This window comes from Cohnella sp. SGD-V74 (genome assembly GCF_003001675.1).
GTDB lineage: Bacteria > Bacillota > Bacilli > Paenibacillales > Paenibacillaceae > Cohnella.
In genome coordinates this window covers 62,587-88,019 of record NZ_PVYW01000015.1, presented here as the reverse complement: position 1 = coordinate 88,019, position 25,433 = coordinate 62,587, and the positions used below count along the sequence as shown (strand labels likewise).

Below are 25,433 nucleotides of genomic sequence, written 5' to 3'. Positions count from 1 at the left end.
TATCAAGGTAGCTACGGCAGCAGAGGAGGCGTGAAGGTTGAGCAGTTTCTGGAACGGCCGCAAAGTGTTGATCACCGGCCACACAGGGTTCAAGGGGAGCTGGCTTGCGCTGGCGCTGTCACGGCAAGGAGCGATACTGAGCGGTTACGCACTAAGCCCTCCAACAGACCCGAGTCTGTACCATCTAAGCAAGATCGGCAAGGTTTTAGATGACCGTTATGGAGACGTCAGGAGTTTAGACAATCTGAGAAAGGCCGTCCTTCAATCCGAACCGGAAGTCGTATTTCATCTTGCCGCCCAGCCTCTCGTTCGCCGTTCATACGCAGATCCGACCGTGACATTCGACACGAATGTGATGGGAACCGTTAATCTGCTAGAATCCGTCAGAAACTGCCCTTCCGTTCGGGCGGTCGTCATAGCGACGACGGACAAAGTTTACGAGAATCAAGAATGGATATGGGGCTACCGGGAAAATGAACGTCTTGGCGGCAAGGATCCCTATTCGGCTTCGAAGGCGTGCGCGGAACTGGCGGTTCGTGCTTATGCGGAGTCCTATTTTCCGGAGGACCGTTATCCGATTCACGGGGTGGCGATTGCGACCGCGCGAGCGGGTAACATTATCGGCGGTGGAGATTGGTCTGAAGACCGCCTCGTTCCGGATTGCCTGCAAGCGCTGCAGGAAGGGCGGGAGATCGTCCTTCGGCATCCGCTGGCAACACGCCCATGGCAGCATGTGCTTGCACCTGTAGAAGGGTATATGCGATTGGCGGAATTTCTATACAAGGAGGGCCCTGCGTACGGAGGTGCGTGGAATTTCGGTCCGGGGGACCGCGATGTCCAAAGCGTTGGCCGTATCGCGGACCAGCTTCGGCGGATATGGGGAACGGACGCAGCCGTCTCCGCACCGGATCAGTCGATCCAGAGCTGGCCGGAAGCCCGCATCTTAAAACTCGACAGTTCTAAAGCCGCAGTCCGACTCGATTGGCATCCACGCTGGGATTTAGGCACATCGCTCCTCAAGACGGTAGAGTGGCACAAAGCCTATTTGCAGGGAGAAAATATCGCCGACCTGTGTCTCCGCCAGATCGCCGAATACGAGGAAGGAGAGTCGACATGACGATTCAACCGGGCTCGATATGGGAGGTCAACTGGAGAGGGGAACGGCGCACCGCGATTGCGTTGACCGGCAGCGACGAAAGCGGACAGGCCCAGTTTATGATGCTGAATTACGAAGCGGACCCGGATAACGTGACCGCTGCACAAATCGCCGCAGACAAAACTTACACGATCCACATTGATCAAACCGAAAACTTCCTATCCCAGGCCGACAACCGACTTCTAGAATCCCTTCTAAGAAATCGAATACTCATCGAAACAACTCGTCATTACCGGATCAAGCACGCAGCCAAACCTCCTTTTTCACCTGGACGGCCGATATCCTATGGGGGACGCTTCTACGATGAACGTGAAGTGCTCAACCTGGTCGATTCGTCGCTGGACTTCTGGCTGACAGGCGGCAGGTACGTGGAGCGCTTCGAGCGAGAACTCGCTGCATTTCTCGGAGTCCGATATGCGCTGGTCACGAACTCTGGTTCCTCCGCCAACCTGCTCGCTTTCATGGCGCTGACCTCTCCGATGCTGAAGGACAGGAGAATAAGCAAAGGCGACGAGGTTATTACGGTGGCGGCTTCTTTTCCGACGACGGTGAATCCGATCGTGCAGTTCGGAGCTGTGCCCGTGTTCGTCGACATCGATCCGGAGACGTACAACATCGACGTATCGCACTTAGTGGCCGCGCTGAGCGACAAAACGAAAGCCGTCATGATCGCTCACACGATGGGCAACCCGTTTGATTTGCAGCGCGTTCGAGAGTTTTGCGACAAGCATCGGCTATGGTTGATCGAGGATAATTGCGATGCACTCGGCTCAAAGTATTTTTACGACGGACAGTGGCGCTTGACCGGAACGATCGGCCATATCGGCACATCCAGCTTCTATCCTCCGCACCACATCACGATGGGGGAGGGTGGCGCCGTATACACGAACGACCCTCGGCTGAAGCGGGCTGTCGAGTCGTTCCGGGATTGGGGACGGGATTGCTGGTGCGCTTCAGGCAAAGACAATACGTGCGGAAGGCGCTTTTCTCAGAAGTTCGGAGAGCTTCCGGAGGGTTATGATCACAAGTATGTATACACTCACTTCGGATACAACCTCAAGATTACGGATATGCAGGCTGCCGTAGGCTGCGCGCAGCTTCAGAAGCTCCCCGGGATCGTCGAGGCCAGAAAAAGAAACTGGACGATGCTGTACGAAGGTTTGCTGCCCTTGGCGAATCTGTTCCAACTGCCCAGAGCGACCGACAACTCCGATCCTAGCTGGTTCGGGTTCCTCCTGACCGTACGGGATAACGCGCCGTTCACGAGAGAGAGGATCGTCCGTCATCTTGAAAATAAAGGCATTCAAACGCGCATGCTGTTCGCGGGAAATCTGCTGAGACAACCCTTGTTCGACGAGATGAGAGCATCCGGCACAGGGTATCGCGTTGTCGGGGAGCTGACGCATACGGACAACGTTATGAATCGTTCTTTCTGGCTTGGCGTATATCCAGGCCTGGGAGCAGAGGAGATTCGGTTTATTGTGGAGGAAATTCGTCGATTTGCGCTGTCAAATTTCTAATTTGATCGCGGAGCCTGTCCATGGTATGATGAAGGCATACAAACAACCGGACGCGAAGCACGCGCCGCTCGACTTCCTCGCGGAGAGTTGGGCGGCGCGTTTGCTTCCGCAACATCGATCGACATACCAACCATAGAGAGGGAGGAAAAGTAAAATGGACGAAACAAAGGAAATTCTGCTCGCAATTAAACACAGCGTAGAAATGATGGACGCCAAGATCACCAGAATCGAGCACGACATCACGGGACTTAAAGCGGATGTATCTGATCTCAAGAAAGGCCAGCTTCGTCAAGAACGCCTGCTCGAGACATTGTGTCTTCGTTCCTTGGAGCAAGAAAACATCGTGCGGGATCTTCAATTGAATCAGCCATAATTTCATCTGTCCCTCCGCTGCCTGCCTGGGCAGCATTTTTTTTATGTCCGAATGACTTCCATTTCCAGTCCGGCTTCCTTGCCCCAATACCCCCGAACTGATAAAATGTAAAGATATAGTTAGCCCGCGAGAGAGAGGGGTACATTCGATTATGATGGGACTTGTCAAAAAAATATTCGGAGATGCCAATGAACGAGAGGTGAAACGGCTTCTCAAGACCGTCGAGCGAATCAACGGCCTGGAATCTTCCGTTTCCTCGCTAAGCGACGATCAGCTTCGCGCGAAGACGGACGAGTTCCGCGGACGCATCGCCAAAGGCGAGTCCTTGGACGATATTCTGCCCGAAGCGTTCTCCGTCGTGAGAGAAGCGTCCAAGCGCGTGCTCAACATGCGCCATTTCGACGTACAGCTCATCGGGGGCATGGTGCTCCACCATGGCAAGATCGCGGAGATGAGAACCGGCGAAGGGAAGACGCTGGTCGGAACGCTCTCGGTTTACTTGAACGCCCTGCAAGGCGAAGGCGTCCATGTCATTACGGTCAACGATTACTTGGCTCAGCGCGACAGCGCGCAGATGGGTCAGATTTATACGTTCTTGGGCATGACGGTCGGCTGTAACCTTCACGGGCTTTCCCATGAGGAGAAACAGGCGGCTTACGCGTGCGACATCACCTACGGCACGAACAACGAGTTCGGCTTCGACTATCTGCGTGACAACATGGTCCTGTACAAGGAGCAGATGGTTCAGCGTCCTCTTCATTACGCCATCATCGACGAAGTCGACTCCATTCTTATCGACGAAGCGCGTACGCCGCTCATTATTTCCGGACAAGCGCAGAAATCGACCGAGCTGTACTACGCGGCCGACCGCCTGGTCAGCAAGCTGAAGGAAACCGAAGATTTCACTGTCGACATCAAGCTCCGCACGATCTCGCTTACCGAGACCGGCGTGACGAAGGTCGAGAAAGCCTTCAACATCGACAACCTGTTCTCGCACGAACACGTAACGCTTAACCATCACGTGAACCAGGCGCTGCGCGCCCGTTATATTATGAAGCGGGACGTCGATTACGTCGTTCAGGAAGACGAAGTCGTCATCGTCGACGAATTCACCGGGCGTCTGATGGCCGGCCGCCGTTACAGCGAAGGCCTCCACCAGGCGATCGAAGCGAAAGAGCAGCTCACCGTCCAGAACGAGAGCATGACGCTCGCAACGATCACGTTCCAGAACTACTTCCGGATGTATCGCAAGCTTGCCGGCATGACCGGTACGGCGAAGACGGAGGAAGAAGAGTTCAAGCGCATCTACGGCCTTGAGGTCGTTCAGGTGCCGACGAACCGTCCGATGGTCCGCAACGATATTCCGGACGTCGTGTACAAGTCCGAGAACGGCAAGTACAAGTCTGTCGTCGAAGAGATCGTCAAGCGGCACGCAACGGGTCAGCCGGTGCTCGTCGGCACCGTCTCGATCGAGAACTCCGAGCGCATCTCGGAGCTGCTTAAGAAGAAGGGCGTCGCGCACCAAGTGCTTAACGCCAAGTATCACGCCGAGGAAGCGGCCATCATCTCCAACGCGGGTCAGTACGGCGCGGTCACGATCGCGACGAACATGGCCGGACGCGGTACGGACATTTTGCTGGGCGAAGGCGTGGCCGAGAAGGGCGGCCTTCACATCATCGGTACGGAGCGCCACGAGTCCCGCCGGATCGATAACCAGCTCCGCGGCCGTGCCGGCCGTCAAGGCGACCCGGGCTCCTCGCAGTTCTACCTGTCGATGCAGGACGAGCTGATGAGAAGGTTCGGCGCCGACAACATTATGGGCATGATGGAACGTCTCGGCTTCGACGAGGAGTCTCCGATCGAGAGCAAGCTGATCACGCGCGCGATCGAATCGGCCCAGAAGCGGGTTGAAGGCAGCAACTTCGATACCCGCCGGATCGTCCTTCAGTACGACGACGTCATCAACCTGCAGCGGGAGAAAATTTACGGAGACCGCCGCGCGATTCTGAACGCCGAAAACATCCGCGACATCGTCTCCGGCATGATTCGCTCCGTCATCGCCAAGTCGGTGGAGAATCACTGCTCCGACAACGACGTGCCGGAGGAATGGGATCTGGACGGCTTGGTCGCCTATGCTCATTCCCACTACTTGCCTGAAGATCGCTTGACGAAGGACGATCTGTGGGGCAAAGAGAAGGAAGAGATGATCGAGCTGCTCGTCGGCCTGGTCGACAAGCATTACGATGAGCGCGAAGAGTCCATCGGCGTAGAGACGATGCGCGAATTCGAGAAAGTCGTCGTCCTGCGAGCCGTCGACAGCAAATGGATGGATCACATCGATTCCATGGACCACCTTCGCCAAGGCATTCACTTGCGCGCGTACGGCGGCAACGATCCGCTCAGAGAATACCAATTCGAAGGCCACAACATGTTCCTCGCCATGATCGAACGGATCGAGGAAGAGGTCGCCTTGTATATTACGAAGGCGCAAGTGCAAGCCGCGCCTAAGCGCGAAGCGGTCGCGGAAGGCCAAGCCGTCGACACGAAGGCGGAAGCCGGCCCGAAGAAGCCCAAGACCCGCAGCGCCGCAACCGTCGGCCGCAACGATCCGTGCCCTTGCGGCAGCGGGAAGAAATACAAAATGTGCCACGGGCGCATAGAATAGTAAGCCGCCTGCAGCCGTCGCGCCTGAGCCGAAATCCGGTTCGGGACGGCGGCTCGGTCGGCCCGCAGTTCCAAGATCTCAACGAGGTGATTCAACGATGTTTGAGCTAGACGTATCCGATAAGCAAGACCTTCGCGCCAACGCGAAGCGATTACAGCAACTTAGGGGGTCTCTTTGACTTAGATCTGAAGAAGGAACAGATCGAGAACTACGAAGTCAAAATGAGCGAACCGAATTTCTGGGACGACAACGAGAAGGCGCAAGCTCTCATCGGAGAGATGAACGCTGTCAAGTCGGTCGTCGATCAATACGAAGGCTTGGCGAATGAGTGCCGGGATCTGGAAGACATGCTCGAGATTCTCGAAGAGGAACCCGACGAAGCGCTCGGCACGGAATGGGCCGAGAGCGTAGGCAAGCTGTCGGCCAAGGTCGACGCTTTCGAGCTGCAGCTTCTGCTTAACCAGCCTTACGACAAGCTGGATGCGATTCTCGAATTGCATCCCGGCGCGGGCGGAACCGAGTCGCAGGACTGGGCGCAAATGCTGTACCGCATGTACACGAGATGGGCGGAGAAACGCGGCTTCAAAGTCGAGTTGCTCGACTACCTTCCGGGCGACGAGGCGGGCATCAAGAGCGTCACGATCCAGATTCGCGGGCATAATGCCTATGGCTATCTGAAAGCGGAGAAAGGCGTGCACCGGCTCGTGCGGATCTCCCCGTTCGACGCATCGGGAAGACGGCACACTTCCTTCGTTTCCTGCGATGTCGTGCCGGAGATCAACGACGAGATCGAAGTCGAGATTCGTCCCGACGACTTGCGCATCGACACGTACCGTTCCAGCGGCGCGGGCGGCCAGCACATCAACAAGACGGACTCGGCTATCCGAATTACCCACTTGCCGACCGGCATCGTCGTGGCCTGTCAGACGCAGCGCTCCCAGATCCAGAACCGGGAGAAGGCGATGCAGATGCTCCGCTCCAAGCTCTACGAGCTGAAAATCCAGGAACAGCAAAAGGAACTGGCCGAGGTTCGCGGAGAGCAGATGGAGATCGCCTGGGGCAGCCAGATCCGTTCTTACGTGTTCCATCCGTACAGCATGGTCAAGGACCACCGTACGCAGGTGGAAACGGGCAACGTCGGCGCGGTCATGGACGGCGATCTCGACTCTTTCATCGACGGCTACCTGCGAAGTCAGATCAAGCAGGAAGCGCAATAACGAAGCAACGCGATCGGCCCTACACTTCTTGCGCGCGAGCGGCGCGCAGGAAGTTTTTTTGTACGAATCAGCAAGTATAAAATCCGCTATCCGTATCCGTATCTGAATCGTCTCCGACAAACCGCGTTCATCGTCCTGAGGACGCCGAAGGCGGTTTTGCTTGGAGAAAATCTTCATAGGAGAGGCCGTTCGGTACATAATGAATCTAAGCGTCGAATAAAGCGAGATGAGGTTCCATCATGTCCACCACCACTACCGCCGACACAACCGGCAACAAATCGTCGGATTTGCCCTCGTATCCGAATAAAAGGAAAGGTCCGCGTTTCTCCAAACGGACAAGAACGGCGTTCAGCTATGCCGCGATGCTGGTCGGGGCCTTCTTCATAGCGGCCAGCTTTAATCTGTTTCTGCTGCCTAACCGGATCGCTTCCGGTGGGGTGTCGGGGATTTCCATTATCCTGAATACGCTCACGCACATTCCTCCGGCGTATACGCAGTGGGCGCTGAACATCCCGCTGTTCATCGCGGGTTTGCTCGTACTGGGCAAACAATTCGGAGTGAAAACGGTCGTCGGCTCCGTCGTGCTCCCCTTGTTCGTTCTTCTGACCTCGCATTGGGCGCCTCCCACGAACGATCCGCTGCTGGCCTCCATCTACGGAGGGCTGGGCGTCGGGATCGGCTTGGGGCTCGTATTCCGCGGGAGGGGCTCGACGGGAGGGCTGGACGTTGCGGCGCAAATTCTCCACCGGGTGCTGGGCATCAGGCTCGGACTCGCGGTGGCCGCGCTGGACGGTCTCGTCATTTTATCCGCGGGATTGTTCATCTCCCTTGAGAACGCGCTCTATGCATTGATCGGCCTATTCACGACAAGCAAGACGATCGACGTTATCCAGACGGGCTTCCAGACGTCCAAAGCCGCCTACATAATTTCTCGCGATCCCGAACGCGTATCGGCGGCGATTCTGCATGAGCTCGACCGGGGGTTGACGCGATTGCAGGGGACAGGCGGATTTACGGGCGACGATCGCCCGGTGCTGCTTACCGTGGTCGGGCAGAACGAGGTGCTAAGGTTGAAACTGCTTGTCCGCGATGCCGACCCGGACGCTTTCGTCATCATTACGAACGCGGCGGAGGTGCTCGGCGAGGGCTTCCATGACGATCGAATGTGACCATTGCATAAATAATACTTTAAATGTATAATAATACACAACCACATCGAACGAGCGACGGAGAACGCCTCACAGGAACATCTTTCATTCCCTAGCGTAATCCGTTACAATTGAGAATGTTTACGCGGGATGCCAACGCCTTCCGCAACCTAAGTCCTGACAACGGCGCGAGCCGTTTCTTGGCGATTCATCCTTTTCTAAGCTATGGAGGATACTATTATGAATGCTAAGCAAATCCGCGCGGCCATTGTCGGGTCCACCGGCTACGGCGGCGTCGAACTCATCCGTTTATTGGAGTCTCATCCCAACGTGACCGTAACGTCCGTCATTTCCTCGTCGAGCGCGGGCGCTCCGATCGCCGACGGTTATCCTCATCTGACGGAGATCCGCACCGATCTGCTCGACGATCTCGATATCGAACTGATCCGCGACAAAGCGGATGTCGTCTTCCTGGCTACGCCGCATGGCGTCAGCCTTAAGCTGGCCCCTCAGTTTCTGGAGGCGGGGTTAAAAGTAATTGACCTCTCTGGGGATTTCCGGCTGAAGTCGGGAGATGCGTACAGACAATGGTACAAACATGAGCCTGCTGATCAAGCTCTCGTAGACCGCGCGGTATACGGTCTGTCCGAGGTGTACGGAGATCTGGTGAAACAGACTGATTTCGTGTCCAACCCGGGCTGTTTTACGACGACGTCCTTGCTCGGTCTCTATCCGGCGGTGAAAGCCGGCTGGATCGATCCGAACAGCATCATCATCGACGCGAAATCCGGCGTGTCCGGAGCGGGACGAGGGCTGAACTTAAGCGCTCATTATTCCGAAATCAACGAAAACTTTAAGGCATACAAGCTGAATAAGCATCAGCACACGCCCGAGATCGAACAGGTGCTGTCCGAAGCGGCCGGCCGGCCGGTCGTGACGACGTTTACGACGCACCTCGTGCCGATGACCAGAGGCATTATGTCGACGATGTACGGCACGCTGACGGAGAAGCGCACCGATGCGGAGTTCGTCGAATTGTATCGTCAGTTTTACGAAGGGCGCAAGTTCGTCCGCGTTCGCCCTGCCGGACATTGGCCGGCGACGAAGGAAGTGTACGGCACGAACTATTGCGATATCGGCTTCTCGGTCGACGAGAGAACCGGGCGCGTGACGATTATCTCCGTTACCGACAACCTGGTGAAGGGCGCGGCAGGCCAGGCGATCCAGAACTTGAACCTGCTTATGAACTGGGACGAGACGCTTGGACTTCAGTTTACGCCGGTTTATCCCTAATAGAGAGCATAAACTTTACTTACGGACGAGAGGAACGGACCGAATATCATGGGAAAACAAAGCTACGTTATCGTGGAAGGCGGAGGCGTTACGACGCCGAAAGGCTTTAAGGCCGGCGGGCTGCACTGCGGCTTGAAAAAAACCGATCGCCACGATCTGGGAGTCATCGCGTGCGAGGTTCCGGCTTCGGCCGCCGCCGTGTATACGACGAATCTATTCCAGGCGGCTCCGCTGCTGGTGACGCGGGAAGCGCTGGCCAGCGGCGGCTTGCTTCGCGCGGTCATCGTGAACAGCGGCAACGCCAATGCGTGCACGGGAGCGCAAGGGGAAGCGGACGCGCGCACGATGCAGGCGAACGCGGCGGAAGCGCTCGGCGTGAGCAAGGATCAGGTGGCTGTGGCGTCCACGGGCGTGATCGGCGAATTGCTGAAGATGGACCGCGTGAACGCGGGCATCGAGAAGCTTCCGGGGCGGCTGCGAAGCGACGAGCAGGGCTCCGACGACTTCTGCCAGGCGATTCTGACGACCGACCTCGTGAAAAAAACAAGCTGCGTGACGCTGACGGTCGGCGGCAAGCAAGTAACGGTCGCGGGAGCGGCCAAAGGTTCGGGAATGATCCATCCGAACATGGCGACGATGCTCGGCTTCGTGACGACGGATGCCAAAATCGGCTCCCCGCTGTTGCAGGAGCTTCTGCGCGAAGTGACGAACGTGAGCTTTAACATGATTACGGTGGACGGCGATACGAGCACGAACGACATGCTTGTCGCACTGGCCAGCGGGCTTGCGGACAACGATGAGTTGACCCGGGCTCATCCCGACTTTGCGGCATTCGTTGATGGATTGCGGCACGTCTGCACGGAACTGGCCAAAGCGATCGCCCGCGACGGCGAAGGCGCGACCAAGCTCATCGAGACGACGGTCGTCGGCGCGGACAGCGACGATGCCGCGCAGGCGATCGCCAAGACGATCATCGGCTCCAGCCTGGTGAAGTCGGCCGTGTACGGAGCGGACGCCAACTGGGGGCGCATCATCGCCGCCGTCGGCCGCGCGGGCGTGCCGGTGAACGTGGCGACGGTCGACATTCGTCTGGGCGACATCGTCGTATTGGAGCAGTCCCGTCCGGTTCCTTTCGACGAAGAGATAGCATTGGAATACTTAAAAGGCGATACCGTCGGCATCCATGTAGACCTCAACATGGGAAGCGGCAAGGCGACGGCGTGGGGCTGCGATCTGACGTACGATTACGTGCGCATCAACGCCGCGTATCGGACGTAAGGAGAGCAGGCGCATGGGCAAACAGCGATTTGTGATGAAATGCGGCGGGAGCACCTTGGCGGCGCTGCCGGATGTTTTTTTTGAGGATTTGCGGAGCTTGCAGGAGAGCGGCGTCGAGCCGGTTATCGTGCATGGAGGCGGTCCCGCCATTAACGAGACGCTCGGCAAGCTGGGCATCGAGAGCCGATTCGTGAACGGGCTGCGCGTCACCGACGAGGCGACGCTTGACGTCGTCGAGATGGTGCTGGCGGGACGCATCAACAAGGAGATCGTGCGCAAGCTGCAGCAGAACGGGGCGCAGTCGCTTGGCTTGTCTGGAACGGACGGCAAGCTAATTGTCGCGAAGCCGGTCGCCAATGCGGATGAGATCGGTCATGTCGGCGACGTCGTCGGCGTGAACGCGGCGCTGGTCGAAGGCGTCATCGGGCTCGGCTACCTGCCCGTCATCGCGCCGATCGGCATCGACGAGAGCGGACAGCGATACAACATCAATGCGGATACGGCCGCTGGAGCGGTCGCTTCCTCGCTCGGCGTCGAGACGATGATCGTCGTGACCGACGTGCCGGGCATTATGCGTACGGTGAACGGGGAGAAGCGGGTTCTGCCCGTCGTGACTTTCGCGGACATCGAAGAGATGATCGCCAGCGGCGAAATCTACGGCGGCATGATTCCGAAGGTCAGAGCGGCCATGAGCTGTCTGCACGGCAACGTCAAGGAAGTTCGGATCGTGGACGGCGCGGCGGAGCGGGTGCTCAGCCGGGCGCTGACGGAGGGCGACATCGGAACCCGGATCGTAAGGGCGTAAGGCCACACGGGTGAAAAAAGGAGAGATCGGTATGAGTGACAGCGCGTTGTTCTCGACTTATGCGAGATATCCCATTACTTTGGTGAAGGGGAAGGGCAGCCGCCTGTGGGACGATCAAGGCAAGGAATACCTTGATTTCATGAGCGGACTTGCGGTAACGAATCTCGGCCACGTGCCGGACGCGGTCAAGAACGCGTTGATCGGCCAGCTTGACCAGCTGTGGCACGTCTCCAACCTGTTCCATATCCCGGGACAGGAGAAGGCGGCCCAACTGCTCGTAGACAACAGCTGCGCCGATGCGGTGTTCTTCTGCAACAGCGGCGCGGAGGCGAACGAGGCGGCGATCAAGCTCACCCGCCGTTATCATCAGAAGCTGAAGGGCAGCGACCGCTACGAGATCGTCACCTTCACCCAATCGTTCCACGGACGCACGCTTGCCACGCTGACCGCGACCGGGCAAGACAAGGTGAAGGAAGGCTTCCTTCCGCTTCCGGAAGGCTTCGTGCACGTGCCTCTGCACGATCTGGAGGCATTGGAAGCGGCGATCAACGACAAGACGGCCGCGATCATGCTTGAGCTCGTTCAAGCCGAGGGCGGCGTTATCCCCGTCGATCAGGACTTCCTGAGGGAAGTGCGCGCGCTGTGCGATCGTCACGGCATTCTGCTGATCGTCGACGAAGTTCAGACGGGTATGGGACGCACCGGCAAGCTGTTCGCCTACGAGCATTATGACGTCGAACCGGACATTTTCACCTTGGCCAAGGGCATCGGCAGCGGTTTCCCCGTCGGCGCGATGCTGGCCAAAGCGCATGTGAAGCCGGCGTTCGTACCGGGCGCTCACGCGACGACATTTGGCGGTACGCCGATCGCGATGGCGGTCGTCGCCGCTACGATTGAGACGATGCTTAAGGAGAAGGTCGCCGACAAGGCGGCCGAGGCTTCCGAATATTTGATCGGCCAGCTTCAGGAGAAGCTTGCGGGCTTGCCGAACGTTGATCAGGTGCGCGGCAAAGGGCTGCTGATCGGCATTTTGTGCCACGCTCCTGCGGGCGAAGCGATCGCTGAGCTGCACAAGCGCGGATTGCTCGTCGTGCCGGCCGGGCCGAACGTCATTCGGCTGCTGCCGAACCTGCTCGTTACTCACGATGAGATCGACGAGGCGGTCGCGCTGATCGCAACCGTGCTTACGGAGCAGGCCGCTGCAAAGACGACCAATTCGTAATTCCAACAAGCTGCGGCGCCGGCCGCGGCTTCGCAAATAGAGAAGGAGGGTTTGCCCTTGACTACGGCAGCGAACCTGGAACAGATTGCAGCACAACTGAAAGGCCGCGATTTTCTTGGTCTGGTGGACTACTCGCCGGAAGAAATCCGGTACTTGCTCGATCTCGCGATCGAGATCAAGCGCAAGCACAAAGCCGGAGAAGTGTACCAGCCGCTGAAAGGCAAATCTCTTGGCATGATTTTCGAGAAATCGTCTACGCGCACGCGCGTATCCTTCGAAGTCGGCATGTACCAGCTCGGCGGCCAAGCGCTGTTCCTGAGCCGCAACGACATTCAGATGGGCCGCGGCGAGACGATTCTCGACACCGCTCAAGTCATGTCCCGGTATCTGGACGGCATGATCCTGCGGACGTTCGGGCACCGCAACGTCGTAGAGCTGGCGCGCGGAGCGACGATCCCGGTCATCAACGCGCTGTCGGACCAATCCCACCCTTGCCAGGCGCTGGCGGATTACCAGACGGCTTTGGAGCATAAAGGCAAGCTGGAAGGGCTGAAGGTTGCCTACATAGGCGACGGCAACAACGTGCTTCACTCGCTGATGATGGGCGCGGCCAAGCTGGGCATGCACTTCTCCAGCGCTTCCCCGGAAGGCTACGATCCGTCCGAGAGATCCGTCAAGTCTTCGATCGAGGCGGCGGAGGAAACCGGAGGCAGCGTGCGTATTCTGCGCGACCCTCGCGAAGCGATCGAAGGCGCGGACATCGTCTACACCGACGTATGGGCGAGCATGGGCTTCGAAGAGGAGCAGAAGGAGCGCGAGAAGGCGTTCGCGAACTATCAGGTAAACGAAGAGCTCGTGAAATACGCGAAGCCGGACTACCTGTTTATGCACTGCCTGCCTGCTCACCGCGGCGAGGAAGTGTCGGAGGGCGTCATCGACGGCCCGAACTCCGTTATTTTCGACGAAGCTGAGAATCGCCTGCACGCTCAGAAAGCAATCATGGCCGCGGTCATGTAGGTGACGCTCCACGGAGCTCCAAGCCAAGCATCGTCGATCCCCTAATCGTAACGGCTCGCGCCGAACGAATGTTGAAATCAATCATGCACTTCTATACTCGAGTTCAAAGGAGCTTCCAATTTCCATGGCAAAGAACAAAATCGTGCTGGCCTACTCCGGCGGGCTGGACACCTCGGTCATCCTGACGTGGTTGAAAGAAACGTACGACGCCGAGATCATCACTTTCACCGCCGACATCGGCCAGAAGGACGAACTGGACGGCCTTGAGGAGAAAGCCCTCAAGACCGGCGCGTCCAAAGTCTACATCGACGATCTTCGCGCCGAATTCGCGAAGGACTTCATCTTCCCGATGTTCCAGGCAGGCGCCCTCTACGAGGGGCAATACCTGCTCGGCACGAGCATCGCGCGTCCGCTGATCGCCAAGCGCATGGTCGAGATCGCCCTTGCAGAAGGCGCAACAGCCATCGCGCACGGCGCTACAGGCAAAGGCAACGACCAAGTCCGCTTCGAGCTGACGGCCGCCGCTCTTGCTCCGAACATCGAGGTCATCGCGCCTTGGCGCGACGAGGCGTTCCGCGCCGCGTTCCCGGGCCGCGCCGAGATGATCGCCTATGCCGAGAAGCATGGCATTCCGGTTCAGGCTTCGGCCGCCAAGCCATATTCGACGGACCGCAACCTGCTGCACATCAGCTTCGAGAGCGGCATGCTGGAGGACCCTTGGTTCGATCCTAGCGCGCCGGAAGTCGAGGAAATGTACGTGCTCAGCGTCTCCCCGGAGAGAGCCCCGGACGAAGCCGAGTATATCGAGCTTGACTTCGAAGCAGGCGACTGCGTAGCGATCAACGGCGAACGCCTCGATCCGCTCGCGGTTATGGAGAAGCTGAACGAGGTTGGCGGCAAGCACGGCATCGGCCGCGTCGATATGGTGGAGAACCGCTTCGTCGGCATGAAGAGCCGCGGCGTGTACGAAACCCCCGGCGGGAGCATCCTATTTACGGCACATCGCAAAATCGAGTCCCTGACCATGGATCGCGACGTCATGCACCTGCGCGATTCCTTGATCTCCAAATACAGCTCTCTCGTGTACAACGGCTTCTGGTTCGCGCCGGAGCGCCTGGCCATCCAAGCGCTCGTGAATGAGAGCCAGAAGAACGTGACGGGCACCGTCCGTCTCAAGCTGTACAAGGGCAACATCATCGCCGCCGGACTGAAAAGCCCGGTCAGCCTCTACAACCCGCACATCGCGACGATGGAGGCCGATCCTACGCAAGCGTACGATCAAGGCGACGCTACCGGCTTTATCCGCCTGAACGCTTTGCGCCTGAAGGTATCTTCCGGCGTCAACGGAGCTTCCGGCATTTAATCGATAAAGTGCAAAAGGGAGAACCGCGCCCGAAGCCTGCCGAACCATCCCCCGCAAGGCGGGGCCATGACGGGAGGCACCTTCGCCGCGCGGCGCTCCCCTTTTGCCGTTCAGAGCGGGTTACCAGAAGAGAGGGGAATTCGGATTATGAGCAAGCTGTGGGGGGGCCGTTTCACGAAGCAAACGGACCAACTGGTGGAAGAATATACGGCATCGATCACGTTCGACAAGGAACTGGCCGAGGAAGACATTCAGGGCAGCCTGGCACACGTGACGATGCTCGGCAAGTGCGGCATTCTCCCGGCGGAGGACGTGGAGACGATCAAGGCCGGCCTGTTGAAGGTTCGCGAGAAAATCCGCAGCGGCGAGCAGCAGTTTCTGATCGCCGACGAGGATATCCATATGAACATCGAGAAAGCGCTGATCGAAGAAGTCGGCCCGGTCGGAGGCAAGCTGCACACCGGACGCAGCCGCAACGATCAGGTAGCGACCGACATGCACCTGTATCTGCGCAAGCGCGTCGTCGAGTTCGTCGAGATGCTGCGCAAGCTCCAGGCGGCGCTGATCGGACAAGCCAAGCAGAACCTCGACACGATCGTGCCGGGCTACACGCATCTTCAGCGGGCGCAGCCGATCCTGTTCGCGCATCACCTGATGGCTTATGTGTCGATGTTCGGCCGCGATATCGAGCGTCTGCAGGACAGCTACAAGCGCATCGACGCGCTGCCGCTCGGGGCAGGCGCGCTGGCCGGTACGACGTTCGCGATCGACCGTCATTTTACGGCCGAGCTGCTTAACTTCGGACGCGTCTATGAGAACAGCCTCGACGCCGTCAGCGACCGCGACTTCATCGTCGAGTTTCTTGCCGGCGCTTCGCTGATCATGACGCACTTGTCGCGCCTGAGCGAAGAGCTGATCCTCTGGTCGAGCACCGAGTTCCAGTTCGTCGAGCTCGACGACGCCTTCTGCACCGGCTCCAGCATCATGCCGCAGAAGAAGAACCCCGACGTGCCCGAGCTGGTTCGCGGCAAGACCGGCCGCGTCTACGGCAACCTAGTCGGCCTGTTGACCGTGCTGAAGTCGCTGCCGCTCGCGTACAACAAGGATATGCAGGAAGACAAGGAAGGCATGTTCGACACGGTCAAGACGCTTCAAGGAGCGCTCCAGTTGTTTGCCTCCATGATCGAGACGATGAAGGTGCGCAAGGACCGGATGCGCCGCGCCGTCGATCAGGACTTCTCCAACGCGACGGACATCGCCGACTTCCTCGTTGGCAAAGGTCTGCCTTTCCGCCAAGCGCATGAAGTCATCGGCAAGACGGTGCTGTATTGCATCCAACAGAACAAGTTCCTGCTCGACCTGACGCTGGACGAGTTCAAGCAGTTCTCCGACTTGTTCGACGATCGGATCTACGCCGTGCTTCAGCCGGAAGCGGTCGTCAACGCCCGCGACGTCTACGGCGGTACGGCGACTCCGCAGGTGGAAGCCGCTATCTCGCGCGCCGAAGCTGAGCTGTCCCGTACGGCGCAATGGGTCGAGGAGTACGAGCAGAAAAGCCAATAAAAATAGGCCTGTTCACAGGCACCGGTATCCGGTAATATGGAGTCAATACAAAGATACGGCCGTGAAGCACACGCCGCTTGTTCCCTTTAACGAGGGAGCGGGCGGCGTTTTGTTTTGAACGGACCACGAAGAAGGTGAGGAATACGGATGAGCGAGAAAAAAGCCAAACCGCACGACGAAGCGCTCAAGAAATTGCTTCAGACGTTTTTCGCGGAGTTTATCGAGCTCTTTTTTCCGGAGCTAAGCTCGTTGCTGGATCATCGCCATACCCGCTTTTTGATGCAGGAGCTGCTCGTGGACGTCGTCGGCGAAGAAGCCAAAACGCTCGATTTGCTGCTGGAAACCCGCTATAAAGCGCTCGACGCCTACATCCTCTTGCATATGGAACCTCAGTCGTATCGTCAGAAGGACTTTCATGAACGGATGTTTATTTACTTCAGCCGCTTGTTCGAGCGCCATCGCAATCAGCACCGGCTCATTATTCCGATTGCCATTTTCACGGCGGAGGAAGGGGCGGAGGACCCGGATACGTTCGTCATGGGCATTCCCGATCACGAGATCGTCCGTTTCAAGTTTCTGAAAGTCGAGCTGAGAACGTTGGATTGGAGACGGTTTATCGCTTCGGAGAACCCGGTGGCTGCTGCGCTCTTGGTCAAAATGGGATACAATGAGAAGGAGAAAAGAGAAATGCGTTCGGCTTAAGACCATCCGAAGGAAAGGGTGAAATTGATGGAACTGATGCCTGCATGGAGGCGCTGGGGATACGAGGACGGAATCAAGGAAGGCTTGGAAAAGGGGAAGGCAGAAGGCAAAGTCGAAGGGAAAGCCGAAGAACGGGCAGCGATCGTCCGTCGGATGCTCGCCAAAGGTTTTACTCCGCAACAAGTGGCGGACACCCTAGAAATTCCGTTAACTGAAGTGGAGCAACTCGGAAAGCACTGAACGTAAGAAGGACGGGACAGAAGATGCCCGGCACGCGAGATCGCAACCTGTCCGCATCCGGGATGAGGTCTTCTTTTGTCACGCAAAACCTTATAACAAGGGCGTGGAACAAATGACGGTACTCGATGCACCAATAGGACGGGGAACGTTAGGAAAATGGGGGAATAGTGTCGGCATTCGAATCCCTTCCGAAGTCGTGCTGCGTCCGAAGCGAGAATCCGGCTTATCGGAGCAGGAGCGCCTGAGAGCCTTGTATTTGGAATTGGCCGCTCAAGTGACTCCGTATACGGAGGGCCATAAAGAAGACTGGGAGCCTATGGGGGATGAAAATTTCGAATGAGCGTCCAAGGCGAAGGGGTGCGGGGCTCGATCATTTGGCTGAAGCTGCTGCCCAAAGTCGGGAATGAGCAGGCCGAATATCGGGCTGCAATCGTTGTTTCGGATGGGTTTATTCGGTCGTTCTCGAATTCCAGGCTCGCATTTATCGTTCCCATTACAACGAAAGTGAAAAACACCCCGTTCGAGGTCCCCGCTCCAACCGGTTCAGATGCGATTCCACTCGATGGAGAGCTGGCCGAACACCCGGAAATTTCCGTTCTGGAGGGCGTTGCGCTGCCGGATCATGCCAAATCGGTTGATCTCCACGCAAGGGACGCCGTCGTCATCGGACGGATAGATCCGACTTCGCCATTTTATACTCGCGTTGCCGATTACGTAAAAGCGATTCTGGCCTGACGCGAGAACCGCTTTTTAGCGCACCTTCACCTAAGCCTGAAGGCGGCGGTACTGCTGCGGAGAGCTGCCCGTAATTTTCCGGAACAGGCTGTGGAAAAACTTCATGTCGCTGTAGCCGACCTCGTTGGCCGTCTGCTGCACCGATTTGTCGGTCGTCGCAAGAATGCGGCAGCATTTGGCGATCCGTACGTTCTGAACATAATGATTCAACGTCTGGCCGGTCTCTTGCTATTTTTAAGATGAAAATACGTTATAATACTAGAATAGACGACTCGGCAGACCGGAGGATTTTTCATGGTTAATAACGACAAGAAGGAATACACCATCAAAGATGTCGCGATCCTCGCTGGAGTATCGACTGCCACGGCCGGACGCGTGCTCGGCGGTTATGGGAGCGTTTCTAGCAAAACCGCCAGGTCTGTGATGGAAGCGGCTCAAAAGCTGAACTACATTCCCAACGCGATCGCGCAAAGCATGAAAAAGAGAAATACGAATACAGTCGGCTTGATCGTGGCGAACATTTGCAATCCTTATTTCAGCACGATCGCCAAAGCCACTGAGGAACATTTGGCCAAGCATGGATACCATGTCATTATCTGCAATACGGATGAAGATCTGGACAAAGAAATTTCCTATATCAAAACCCTCTATGAGAAGCGAATAGACGGATTGATGATCGCCACCGCTTTCAAAGGAAATGAGAAGATTTCCGAAGAAATCGGCCGGATGTATGACGGTAAAATCCCGACCCTGATCATAGACCGTGAAATAGCGGGGTTATCCCTCCCGACGGTCACTTCCGATAATTTCAGAGGCGCTTACGACGCGACGAGCCACTTGATCCGGCTGGGTCACAAACGAATTGGAGTCATTGGAACGACAATCAGCACTTTGTACCAAAGGGTCGACGGCTATAAGAAGGCTTTGACGGATAACGGAATTCCGCTGGATCAGGATCTGATCGCGAACAAGGGTGTTCCCAACCTCCAGGCAGGGGACGTAAGGGAAGGCAAAGAAATCGCGATCCACATGCTGACCTCCTCGAAAACGAAAGTGACGGCCATCCTGGCATTAAATAATTTGTTAACCTTCGGCGCCTTGCAAGCCATCCGCGAGTTGGGTTTGAAAATCCCGGACGATGTCGCATTTATCGGCTGGGATGATTTTGAGCTGGCTACTGTCATGAATCCCCCGATTACGGTGGTTAATCAATCGACCGGCGACATCGCCGCCATCGCTTCCAGCCGGTTGCTTCAAATGATGGATGAACCGGCTCAGGATGAGGCCGACAGAAATCGAAAAGTCGTGCTCGCCACGCAGCTGATTGTCCGGGGATCTTGCGGCTCCTGAACGGATTCCAGATATTTCCCCTAAATCATTTTTCGGAAATCACTTGACTTTGCATACTTCACGAAATATTATAGGCATTAGAAAGAGAACGTTCTCAATCCTCATGAAAGTACACACGTCATACCAGCCAGCAATAATTGCCCGTTCAGTTGCATTAATATCCAAGTTTCAAATCATTTTTTTACTCAAAAAAAGAGAACGTTATCAATTTTGAAAGCCATTTTGAAAACGCTGCTAAAGTTCGCGGTTTCAGCTTGTCCGTTCGAATGGTGTTAGGGCATAGGAGTTGAAAGTGTGGAAGGAGCTTTAAACAAGGAATATACCATCCGGGATGTCGCTAATTTGGCAGGAGTTTCTACCGCAACAGCGGGGAGAGTGCTCGGGGGATACGGCAGCGCATCCCAAAAGACGATCAAAGCCGTTCTGGAAGCCGCTGAAAAACTGAATTACATTCCCAATGCAATCGCGCAAAGCATGAAAAAGAAAAACACCTATACGGTCGGCTTGCTGATCGCGAATATCGCCAACCCGTTTTACAGCACCATTGCAAGAGCTTTAGAAGAGCATTTGATGAAGCAAGGCTATAACATGATCATCTGCAATACGGATGAAGATCTGGACAGGGAAATCACCTATCTTAAAACGTTGTACGAGAAACGGATCGACGGCCTCATCATCGCCAGTGTCCTGAAGGGCACCGAGATGTCGAAAGAGGAAATCCACCGGGTTTATAACGGGAGCATCCCTACGATTATTCTGGACCGCGAGGTGCCCGGTTTGGAGCTGCCGACGGTCACGTCGGACAATTTCGGAGGCGCGTATGAAGCGACCAGCCATTTGATCCGGCTGGGGCACACCAGGATCGGGATTATCGGTACGACGATCAGCACGCTGAGCAAGCGCGTGGAGGGGTACAAGAAAGCGTTGGACCATCATAACCTCCCCTTTACGGAATCGTTCATTTTGGATCAAGACCTTACGGATATCCAGGTTGGAGAGGTGAAGGAAGGTTATAACAAAACGATCACGATGCTGACGAAAAACAGGAAGAAGCCGACCGCGATTCTGGCCTTGAACAATTTATTGACGTTCGGCGCGTTGCTCGCGATCAAGGACTTGGGTCTGGAAATCCCGAAGGACGTGGCGATCATCGGGTGGGACGACTTCGACCTGGCGCCGCTGCTGGAGCCTCCTTTGACCGTGGTCAGGCAAAACCCGTTCAACATTGCCAGCATTACGGCGAATTGGCTTCTAGATTTGATCAACGGTGTCGGAATGCAGGACGGTTCGGATCCCAAAATCGTGCTCTCCACGCAGTTGGTCGTCCGGGGGTCATGCGGTCAGCCGATTGAAAGGCGGTGGTCATGATGTGAGAACCATGGAGAAGACCCCAAACGGGGGTTGACTTTAAACTGAAATGAGAACGTTCTCACATTCATTTCAATGCCAACCTGCAGTTCATTAAAAAAACAAATAAAATCGGAAACGGAGTGTTGAACATGATGAGAGTGATTCAAATCGGAGCCGGATTCTGGGGCGGCGGATGGACAAGCGTCCTCAAAGAATCTCCTTATACGGAATTGGTGGCGCTTGTAGACCTGAATGAACAAACCTTGCATGGAGTCGGCGACGAAGTCGGACTTCCGAAAGAGCGCAGATTCACGAATTTCCAGGAAGCGCTGAAAAACGTGGAAGCCGACGCCGCCCTGGTGGTCACGCCTCCCCCTTTTCACGAATCCGTGGCGCTTGAAGCGCTCGAAGCCGGTCTCCACTGCATGGTCGAGAAGCCGATCGCGGATACGCTTGCCGGCGCGGACCGGATCGTCCGCAAAGCGAAGGAAAAAGGCTTGTACGTCATGATCACGCAAAGCCACCGGTTCAAGAGAGGGCCTCGCACCGTTCGTCGTTTGATCCAGCAAGGGGCGGTGGGCAAGATTGAAGCCCTATACGGCCGTTACAGAAAAGCGCCGATGTTCACGGGATTTCGTGCGGAAATGGATGAGCCGCTGATCGTGGACCAATCCATCCACCATTTCGACTATATCCGCGGCATTTTCGGCCTGGAACCGGATTATGTCCGCGCCCGGAGCTTCAACCCAAGCTGGTCGTACTTCAAGGGCAATGCTTCGGCCTTCGTCGAGTTCGAATCTAAGGATGGCACGATGGTTTCTTACACGGGTTCTTGGGTGGCCCGCCGCCCGCATACGCAATGGGACGGATCCTGGGAAGTTCACGGTACTTACGCATCGCTTTATTGGGATGACAACCGCGTCTTGATTTATCCGCACGAGAACGTGATCGGCGACACCGTATTCTACAAAGGCGCCATCGAGAGAGCGAACGATATTCTCGAAGTTCCGCTCGACAACGTGGAAGCGGAAGAAAGATACGGCACGCTTAAGGAATTCACGTCATCAATCAAGGAAGGCCGGCAGCCGGAAACGTACGGCGAGGACAACATGCGCAGCTTGAACCTGGTGCTGGCCGCCGTCGAGTCGACCAAAAGGGGAGGAGAGCGCATCGACCTGAACGAGTTTTTCCAGTCCAACATTCAAAAAAACGGCTAAATAGGGGTGCCACGCATGAAAATCTCATTCAATACTTGGGCATACAGCAGTTTTCCGGTTTGGGTGCCTTCTTATCCGCTGGAAGTCGTGATCGAACGGCTCGCCTCCATGGGCTACGACGGAATCGAGATCGGCTGCGCGAATCCGCACGCATGGCCTGACCATGTCTCGCCGGAACGGCGCAAATTTATACTTCAACATTTGAAAAAGAACAACCTGGCCGTTTCGTCCATGCTTCCGGCTCCGGGCGGCGGATCGGGCAACAACCCGAGCTCGTTGATCAAAGAGGAGCGCGAATTCGCGGTCAAGCACTACAAGGACGTCGTACGCCTGGCTCATGAGTGGGAGTGTCCCACGGTCATCTGGGTTGCCGGGTGGGCCTCGTTCGGAATGCCGCAGAAAGACGCCTGGAACTACAGCAGGGAAGGCCTGGCCGAAGTCGCGCGTTACGCGAAAGAACTCGGCATCACGATGGTTGTCGAGCCCACTCCGGTTGACAGCAATCTGATCGAAACCGCGGACGATGCGCTCCAACTGGCCGAAGAAACCGGCGAATCCAACGTCAAAGTGATGTTCGATACGATCCATGCGCTGTACCGGAACGAAGTGCCGAGCGACTATGTTTACCGGATGAAAGACAAGTTGCACCACGTCCACATTTCCGATAACGATCGTTTGCCTCCGGGGCAAGGCTACGGTAACTTCGACACGGTTCTGAAAGCCCTTAATGAAATCGAATATCAAGGCTACCTTACCATGGAAGTCGGATTCCATACGAGAAAAGCGGATCCCGATTGGTATGCCCAAACGTCCATCGACTTCCTGCGTTCCAAACTGGCTTCGCTGAAGTGAAGGGAGGTTGCCCGGTCGGGCAACCCATTCATGGCCCGATGTAAGCGCTCTATTGGCGGCAGCTTCACAAAAATTCAATTATTTATTGGGGGAAAAGAACGATGTTCAGGAAATTGTCGGCAGTATGCTTGACGGCGTTACTCGTGTTCGTGCTCGCTGCATGCGGATCCAGCAAATCGGGCGATGGCGGGGAATCCTCGGCGCCGACCGCTTCCGAAGGCGGCAGCCCAGCCGCTTCTGGAAACGCGCCTGCCGGGCAGGAAGTCAACCTCAACCCGACCTCGGTTGAAGGCGTTGGTCCTAACGGCGAGAAGGCGGAGCTGCCTTCCGTCCTCACCCTGACGGACGAAGAGAAGCAAAAACTGAAAGACGGCAATTTCACGGCTGCTTTCGTTTACCACATGCAAAGCAATGATCATAACCAGATCAAGCTCGCAGCCGCGAAGAAAACCTTGCAAGATCTCGGGGTAAAAGTGGTTTCCACCACGGACGCCAACTTTAATGCCCAAACGATGATCGGCCAGATCGAAAGCACGATGGCGCTGAAGCCGAGTGTCATGATCGCGATGCCCGTCGACCCGGATGCGACCTCTTCCGCGTTCCGCGAAGTGCAAAAAGCGGGAACCAAGCTGGTGTTCATGGAAAACGTTCCGGCCGGTTTCAAACCGGGCGAATATACGAGCCTGATCAACTCGGACAGCTACGGCAACGGCAAAGCGGCAGCCGAAATCATGGCTCAGCAAATCGGTTACAAAGGCGAAGTCGCCATGGTGTACTACGATGCGGTATTCTTCGTCACCAACGAACGCGACCGCGGTTTCAAAGAAACGATCCAGAAGTACCCGGACATCAAGCTGGTTGCCGAGTCCGGATTCGCGGACCCGAACAAAGTCGGCGAAGTGGCGGACGGTCTGTTCGCCCGTTATCCGGATCTGAAAGGCGTCTATGCCAGCTGGGACGTGCCGGCTGAAAGCATTATCGCTTCGGCGAAGTCCATCGGCAAGAACGACGTCATTCTCACGACGGTCGATTTGGGTCTCAATACGGCCCGCATGATCGCGGAAGACGGATTCATCCGCGGCACGACGACCGCCCGTTCCTACGACCAAGGCGTTGCGGAAGCGATGGCGGCCGCTTATGCCCTGCTCGGCAAAGAAGCTCCGTCCTATATTTGCCCGCCGGCCCTTCCGGTCGTGAAATCGAACGTGCTTGAAGCGTTCGAGACGGCATACCATAAAGACGCTCCTAAGGAAATCGTGGATGTCGTCAACAAAAACAAGTAAACGATAAGCTTCCGGCTTCGTTAAGCGGCGTAAGCCGCTTAACGGGGGCTCTGCTTCAAAGATTGGAAATCGAACCATACACGGGGTGTGACACATGCAAAACAACCGATCGCTGCTTGGCATTCCGCAGGGGGCGAAAGTGAAATTCAACTTCAGCAATTACATGGTTTACATCATTTTCGTGATCGTTCTGCTGATTTTCGCCCTGTGGCACGGCGAGAAATTTTTCTCCGCCAACAACATTCTCAACATCACCCGGCAAACGGCGATGATATCCATCATGGCCGTGGCCAGTACCTTCGTCATTGCGGCCGGACAAATCGACCTGTCCATCGGTTCCATCGTGGCATTGTCATCGCTAGTCACCGCTCTCGTCCTGCAGAGCACGGACAACATGTTCCTGGCCATCGGATCCGGCCTGGTGACGGGCGCGGTAATCGGTTTGTTCAACGGGTTCTTCGTGGCCAAAATCAGGATCCCCGCGTTTCTGGTCACCCTCGGAACGCTTAGTCTCGTCAAGGGCGCGGCTATGTGGGCAACGAACACTTCGGCCGTACCGATTACGAACGAAACGTATACGCAAATATTCGGCCTGGGAACGATCGGCCCGATTCCGATTCTGTTCGTCTGGACGTTGATCGTGGCGGCCATCGGCTATTTTGCTTTGACCAAGCTGCCATTCGGCAAAAAAGTGCTTGCGACCGGGGGCAATGAAACCTCGGCGAAATACACCGGTATTAACGTAGCCCGTACGACGATGGCGGTATTCGTGCTTTCCGGCATTGCGGCCGCATTCGCCGGCATGCTTTATGCAGGGCGGGTGCAGACCGCACGGTACACGTTCGGGGAAGGCGACGAACTTTCCGTTATCGCGGCCGTCATTCTCGGCGGCACCAGCATGGCCGGCGGCGTAGGCACGGTCATCGGATCCGTGGTCGGTTCCTTGCTGATGGGCGTGATCAACAACGGGCTGATCATCGGCGGCCTGAGCGTCAGCCAGCAAATGATGGTGCGCGGCGGGATCATCATTTTGTTCGTTACGCTGAGCATGCTTGCCACTCGGGGTAGCGCATTTAAGAGGTGA

23 protein-coding genes and 1 pseudogene are annotated in these 25,433 nt (G+C 56.5%); 23 read left to right on the top strand and 1 reads right to left on the bottom strand.

The window, feature by feature from the left end; genetic code table 11:
* Nucleotides 1-37 precede the first annotated feature (37 nt).
* The 17 genes from rfbG (at nt 38) to B0G52_RS21800 (ending at nt 18,297) form a co-directional block, all read left to right on the top strand.
* Nucleotides 38-1,117, top strand: coding sequence for a CDP-glucose 4,6-dehydratase (gene rfbG / locus B0G52_RS21875; protein ID WP_094047520.1), 1,080 nt, complete (start codon nt 38-40; stop codon nt 1,115-1,117).
* A complete protein-coding gene (gene rfbH / locus B0G52_RS21870; protein ID WP_198960699.1) occupies nt 1,114-2,676 on the top strand; it encodes a lipopolysaccharide biosynthesis protein RfbH in 1,563 nt (520 codons plus the stop codon). Before rfbG ends, rfbH begins: the two co-directional genes overlap by 4 nt.
* A 154-nt stretch (nt 2,677-2,830) precedes the next feature.
* Nucleotides 2,831-3,049, top strand: a complete 219-nt coding sequence (locus tag B0G52_RS21865; RefSeq protein ID WP_094047519.1) for a hypothetical protein — start codon at nt 2,831-2,833, stop codon at nt 3,047-3,049.
* Nucleotides 3,050-3,200: 151 nt separating this feature from the next.
* Nucleotides 3,201-5,714: a preprotein translocase subunit SecA gene (secA, locus tag B0G52_RS21860; protein ID WP_094047518.1), complete on the top strand. Its 2,514-nt coding sequence runs from the start codon at nt 3,201-3,203 to the stop codon at nt 5,712-5,714.
* Between the two features lie 97 nt (nt 5,715-5,811).
* Nucleotides 5,812-6,931, top strand: a protein-coding gene (prfB, locus tag B0G52_RS21855) for a peptide chain release factor 2 (RefSeq protein WP_198960698.1) whose coding sequence is annotated in 2 segments (ribosomal slippage) — nt 5,812-5,889 and nt 5,891-6,931 — 1,119 coding nt in all. Because the reading frame shifts where the segments join, the coding sequence is not laid out codon by codon here.
* A 239-nt stretch (nt 6,932-7,170) separates the two neighbouring features.
* Nucleotides 7,171-8,100 (top strand): YitT family protein, encoded by a 930-nt coding sequence (locus B0G52_RS21850; protein ID WP_094047516.1) that lies wholly within the window; start codon nt 7,171-7,173, stop codon nt 8,098-8,100.
* Between the two features lie 219 nt (nt 8,101-8,319).
* Nucleotides 8,320-9,372, top strand: coding sequence for an N-acetyl-gamma-glutamyl-phosphate reductase (gene argC, locus B0G52_RS21845; protein WP_094047515.1), 1,053 nt, complete (start codon nt 8,320-8,322; stop codon nt 9,370-9,372).
* 48 nt (nt 9,373-9,420) lie between these two features.
* On the top strand, nt 9,421-10,650 hold the full coding sequence (gene argJ / locus B0G52_RS21840; RefSeq protein WP_094047514.1) for a bifunctional ornithine acetyltransferase/N-acetylglutamate synthase: 1,230 nt from the start codon (nt 9,421-9,423) through the stop codon (nt 10,648-10,650).
* A 13-nt stretch (nt 10,651-10,663) separates the two neighbouring features.
* Nucleotides 10,664-11,455, top strand: a complete 792-nt coding sequence (gene argB, locus B0G52_RS21835) for an acetylglutamate kinase (protein ID WP_094047513.1) — start codon at nt 10,664-10,666, stop codon at nt 11,453-11,455.
* Nucleotides 11,456-11,486: 31 nt separating this feature from the next.
* On the top strand, nt 11,487-12,677 hold the full coding sequence (locus B0G52_RS21830; protein WP_094047512.1) for an acetylornithine transaminase: 1,191 nt from the start codon (nt 11,487-11,489) through the stop codon (nt 12,675-12,677).
* 57 nt (nt 12,678-12,734) lie between these two features.
* Nucleotides 12,735-13,694 carry an ornithine carbamoyltransferase gene (gene argF / locus B0G52_RS21825; protein ID WP_233162919.1) on the top strand — a complete coding sequence of 320 codons (960 nt, stop codon included), beginning with the start codon at nt 12,735-12,737 and terminating at the stop codon, nt 13,692-13,694.
* Nucleotides 13,695-13,818: 124 nt separating this feature from the next.
* Nucleotides 13,819-15,057: an argininosuccinate synthase gene (locus B0G52_RS21820; RefSeq protein ID WP_094047511.1), complete on the top strand. Its 1,239-nt coding sequence runs from the start codon at nt 13,819-13,821 to the stop codon at nt 15,055-15,057.
* Between the two features lie 147 nt (nt 15,058-15,204).
* Nucleotides 15,205-16,620 (top strand): argininosuccinate lyase, encoded by a 1,416-nt coding sequence (argH, locus tag B0G52_RS21815; protein ID WP_094047510.1) that lies wholly within the window; start codon nt 15,205-15,207, stop codon nt 16,618-16,620.
* 147 nt (nt 16,621-16,767) lie between these two features.
* The gene (locus B0G52_RS21810) at nt 16,768-17,322 is read left to right on the top strand and encodes an Rpn family recombination-promoting nuclease/putative transposase (RefSeq protein WP_094047509.1); all 555 of its coding nucleotides are present in this window, start codon (nt 16,768-16,770) and stop codon (nt 17,320-17,322) included.
* Between the two features lie 24 nt (nt 17,323-17,346).
* The gene (locus B0G52_RS21805; RefSeq protein WP_143762612.1) at nt 17,347-17,562 is read left to right on the top strand and encodes a hypothetical protein; all 216 of its coding nucleotides are present in this window, start codon (nt 17,347-17,349) and stop codon (nt 17,560-17,562) included.
* Between the two features lie 112 nt (nt 17,563-17,674).
* Nucleotides 17,675-17,902, top strand: coding sequence for an AbrB/MazE/SpoVT family DNA-binding domain-containing protein (locus B0G52_RS36255; RefSeq protein ID WP_233162917.1), 228 nt, complete (start codon nt 17,675-17,677; stop codon nt 17,900-17,902).
* Nucleotides 17,899-18,297, top strand: a complete 399-nt coding sequence (locus B0G52_RS21800) for a type II toxin-antitoxin system PemK/MazF family toxin (protein ID WP_094047507.1) — start codon at nt 17,899-17,901, stop codon at nt 18,295-18,297. The genes B0G52_RS36255 and B0G52_RS21800 overlap by 4 nt, the downstream gene beginning before the upstream one ends.
* A 30-nt stretch (nt 18,298-18,327) precedes the next feature.
* Here B0G52_RS21800 and B0G52_RS21795 read toward each other — a convergent pair.
* Nucleotides 18,328-18,513, bottom strand: a pseudogene (locus tag B0G52_RS21795) (helix-turn-helix domain-containing protein); the annotation flags it as partial.
* Between the two features lie 78 nt (nt 18,514-18,591).
* On the opposite strand from B0G52_RS21795, the gene B0G52_RS21790 reads away from it, so the two are divergent.
* The 6 genes from B0G52_RS21790 (at nt 18,592) to B0G52_RS21765 (ending at nt 25,433) form a co-directional block, all read left to right on the top strand.
* Entirely contained in the window at nt 18,592-19,647 is a 1,056-nt protein-coding gene (locus B0G52_RS21790) for a LacI family DNA-binding transcriptional regulator (RefSeq protein WP_094047505.1), read from the top strand.
* A 294-nt stretch (nt 19,648-19,941) separates the two neighbouring features.
* Complete coding sequence (locus tag B0G52_RS21785) at nt 19,942-21,015, top strand: LacI family DNA-binding transcriptional regulator (protein ID WP_094047504.1); 1,074 nt, start codon at nt 19,942-19,944, stop codon at nt 21,013-21,015.
* A 131-nt stretch (nt 21,016-21,146) separates the two neighbouring features.
* The gene (locus B0G52_RS21780; protein ID WP_094047503.1) at nt 21,147-22,214 is read left to right on the top strand and encodes a Gfo/Idh/MocA family protein; all 1,068 of its coding nucleotides are present in this window, start codon (nt 21,147-21,149) and stop codon (nt 22,212-22,214) included.
* A gap of 15 nt (nt 22,215-22,229) precedes the next feature.
* Complete coding sequence (locus tag B0G52_RS21775) at nt 22,230-23,066, top strand: sugar phosphate isomerase/epimerase family protein (RefSeq protein WP_094047502.1); 837 nt, start codon at nt 22,230-22,232, stop codon at nt 23,064-23,066.
* A gap of 101 nt (nt 23,067-23,167) precedes the next feature.
* A complete protein-coding gene (locus tag B0G52_RS21770; protein WP_094047501.1) occupies nt 23,168-24,349 on the top strand; it encodes a substrate-binding domain-containing protein in 1,182 nt (393 codons plus the stop codon).
* Nucleotides 24,350-24,443: 94 nt separating this feature from the next.
* Entirely contained in the window at nt 24,444-25,433 is a 990-nt protein-coding gene (locus tag B0G52_RS21765) for an ABC transporter permease (protein WP_094047500.1), read from the top strand.

What these genes read in the sequence shown, in the direction of transcription:
- B0G52_RS21780 (WP_094047503.1), top strand. Translation starts at nt 21,147, where the DNA reads ATGATGAGAGTGATTCAAATCGGAGCCGGATTCTGGGGCGGCGGATGG.
- secA (WP_094047518.1), top strand. Translation starts at nt 3,201, where the DNA reads ATGATGGGACTTGTCAAAAAAATATTCGGAGATGCCAATGAACGAGAG.
- argB (WP_094047513.1), top strand. Translation starts at nt 10,664, where the DNA reads ATGGGCAAACAGCGATTTGTGATGAAATGCGGCGGGAGCACCTTGGCG.
- B0G52_RS21820 (WP_094047511.1), top strand. Translation starts at nt 13,819, where the DNA reads ATGGCAAAGAACAAAATCGTGCTGGCCTACTCCGGCGGGCTGGACACC.
- B0G52_RS21770 (WP_094047501.1), top strand. Translation starts at nt 23,168, where the DNA reads ATGTTCAGGAAATTGTCGGCAGTATGCTTGACGGCGTTACTCGTGTTC.
- B0G52_RS36255 (WP_233162917.1), top strand. Translation starts at nt 17,675, where the DNA reads ATGACGGTACTCGATGCACCAATAGGACGGGGAACGTTAGGAAAATGG.
- B0G52_RS21800 (WP_094047507.1), top strand. Translation starts at nt 17,899, where the DNA reads ATGAGCGTCCAAGGCGAAGGGGTGCGGGGCTCGATCATTTGGCTGAAG.
- rfbH (WP_198960699.1), top strand. Translation starts at nt 1,114, where the DNA reads ATGACGATTCAACCGGGCTCGATATGGGAGGTCAACTGGAGAGGGGAA.
- B0G52_RS21850 (WP_094047516.1), top strand. Translation starts at nt 7,171, where the DNA reads ATGTCCACCACCACTACCGCCGACACAACCGGCAACAAATCGTCGGAT.
- argH (WP_094047510.1), top strand. Translation starts at nt 15,205, where the DNA reads ATGAGCAAGCTGTGGGGGGGCCGTTTCACGAAGCAAACGGACCAACTG.
- B0G52_RS21810 (WP_094047509.1), top strand. Translation starts at nt 16,768, where the DNA reads ATGAGCGAGAAAAAAGCCAAACCGCACGACGAAGCGCTCAAGAAATTG.
- B0G52_RS21865 (WP_094047519.1), top strand. Translation starts at nt 2,831, where the DNA reads ATGGACGAAACAAAGGAAATTCTGCTCGCAATTAAACACAGCGTAGAA.
- B0G52_RS21830 (WP_094047512.1), top strand. Translation starts at nt 11,487, where the DNA reads ATGAGTGACAGCGCGTTGTTCTCGACTTATGCGAGATATCCCATTACT.
- argC (WP_094047515.1), top strand. Translation starts at nt 8,320, where the DNA reads ATGAATGCTAAGCAAATCCGCGCGGCCATTGTCGGGTCCACCGGCTAC.
- B0G52_RS21790 (WP_094047505.1), top strand. Translation starts at nt 18,592, where the DNA reads ATGGTTAATAACGACAAGAAGGAATACACCATCAAAGATGTCGCGATC.
- argJ (WP_094047514.1), top strand. Translation starts at nt 9,421, where the DNA reads ATGGGAAAACAAAGCTACGTTATCGTGGAAGGCGGAGGCGTTACGACG.
- B0G52_RS21775 (WP_094047502.1), top strand. Translation starts at nt 22,230, where the DNA reads ATGAAAATCTCATTCAATACTTGGGCATACAGCAGTTTTCCGGTTTGG.
- B0G52_RS21765 (WP_094047500.1), top strand. Translation starts at nt 24,444, where the DNA reads ATGCAAAACAACCGATCGCTGCTTGGCATTCCGCAGGGGGCGAAAGTG.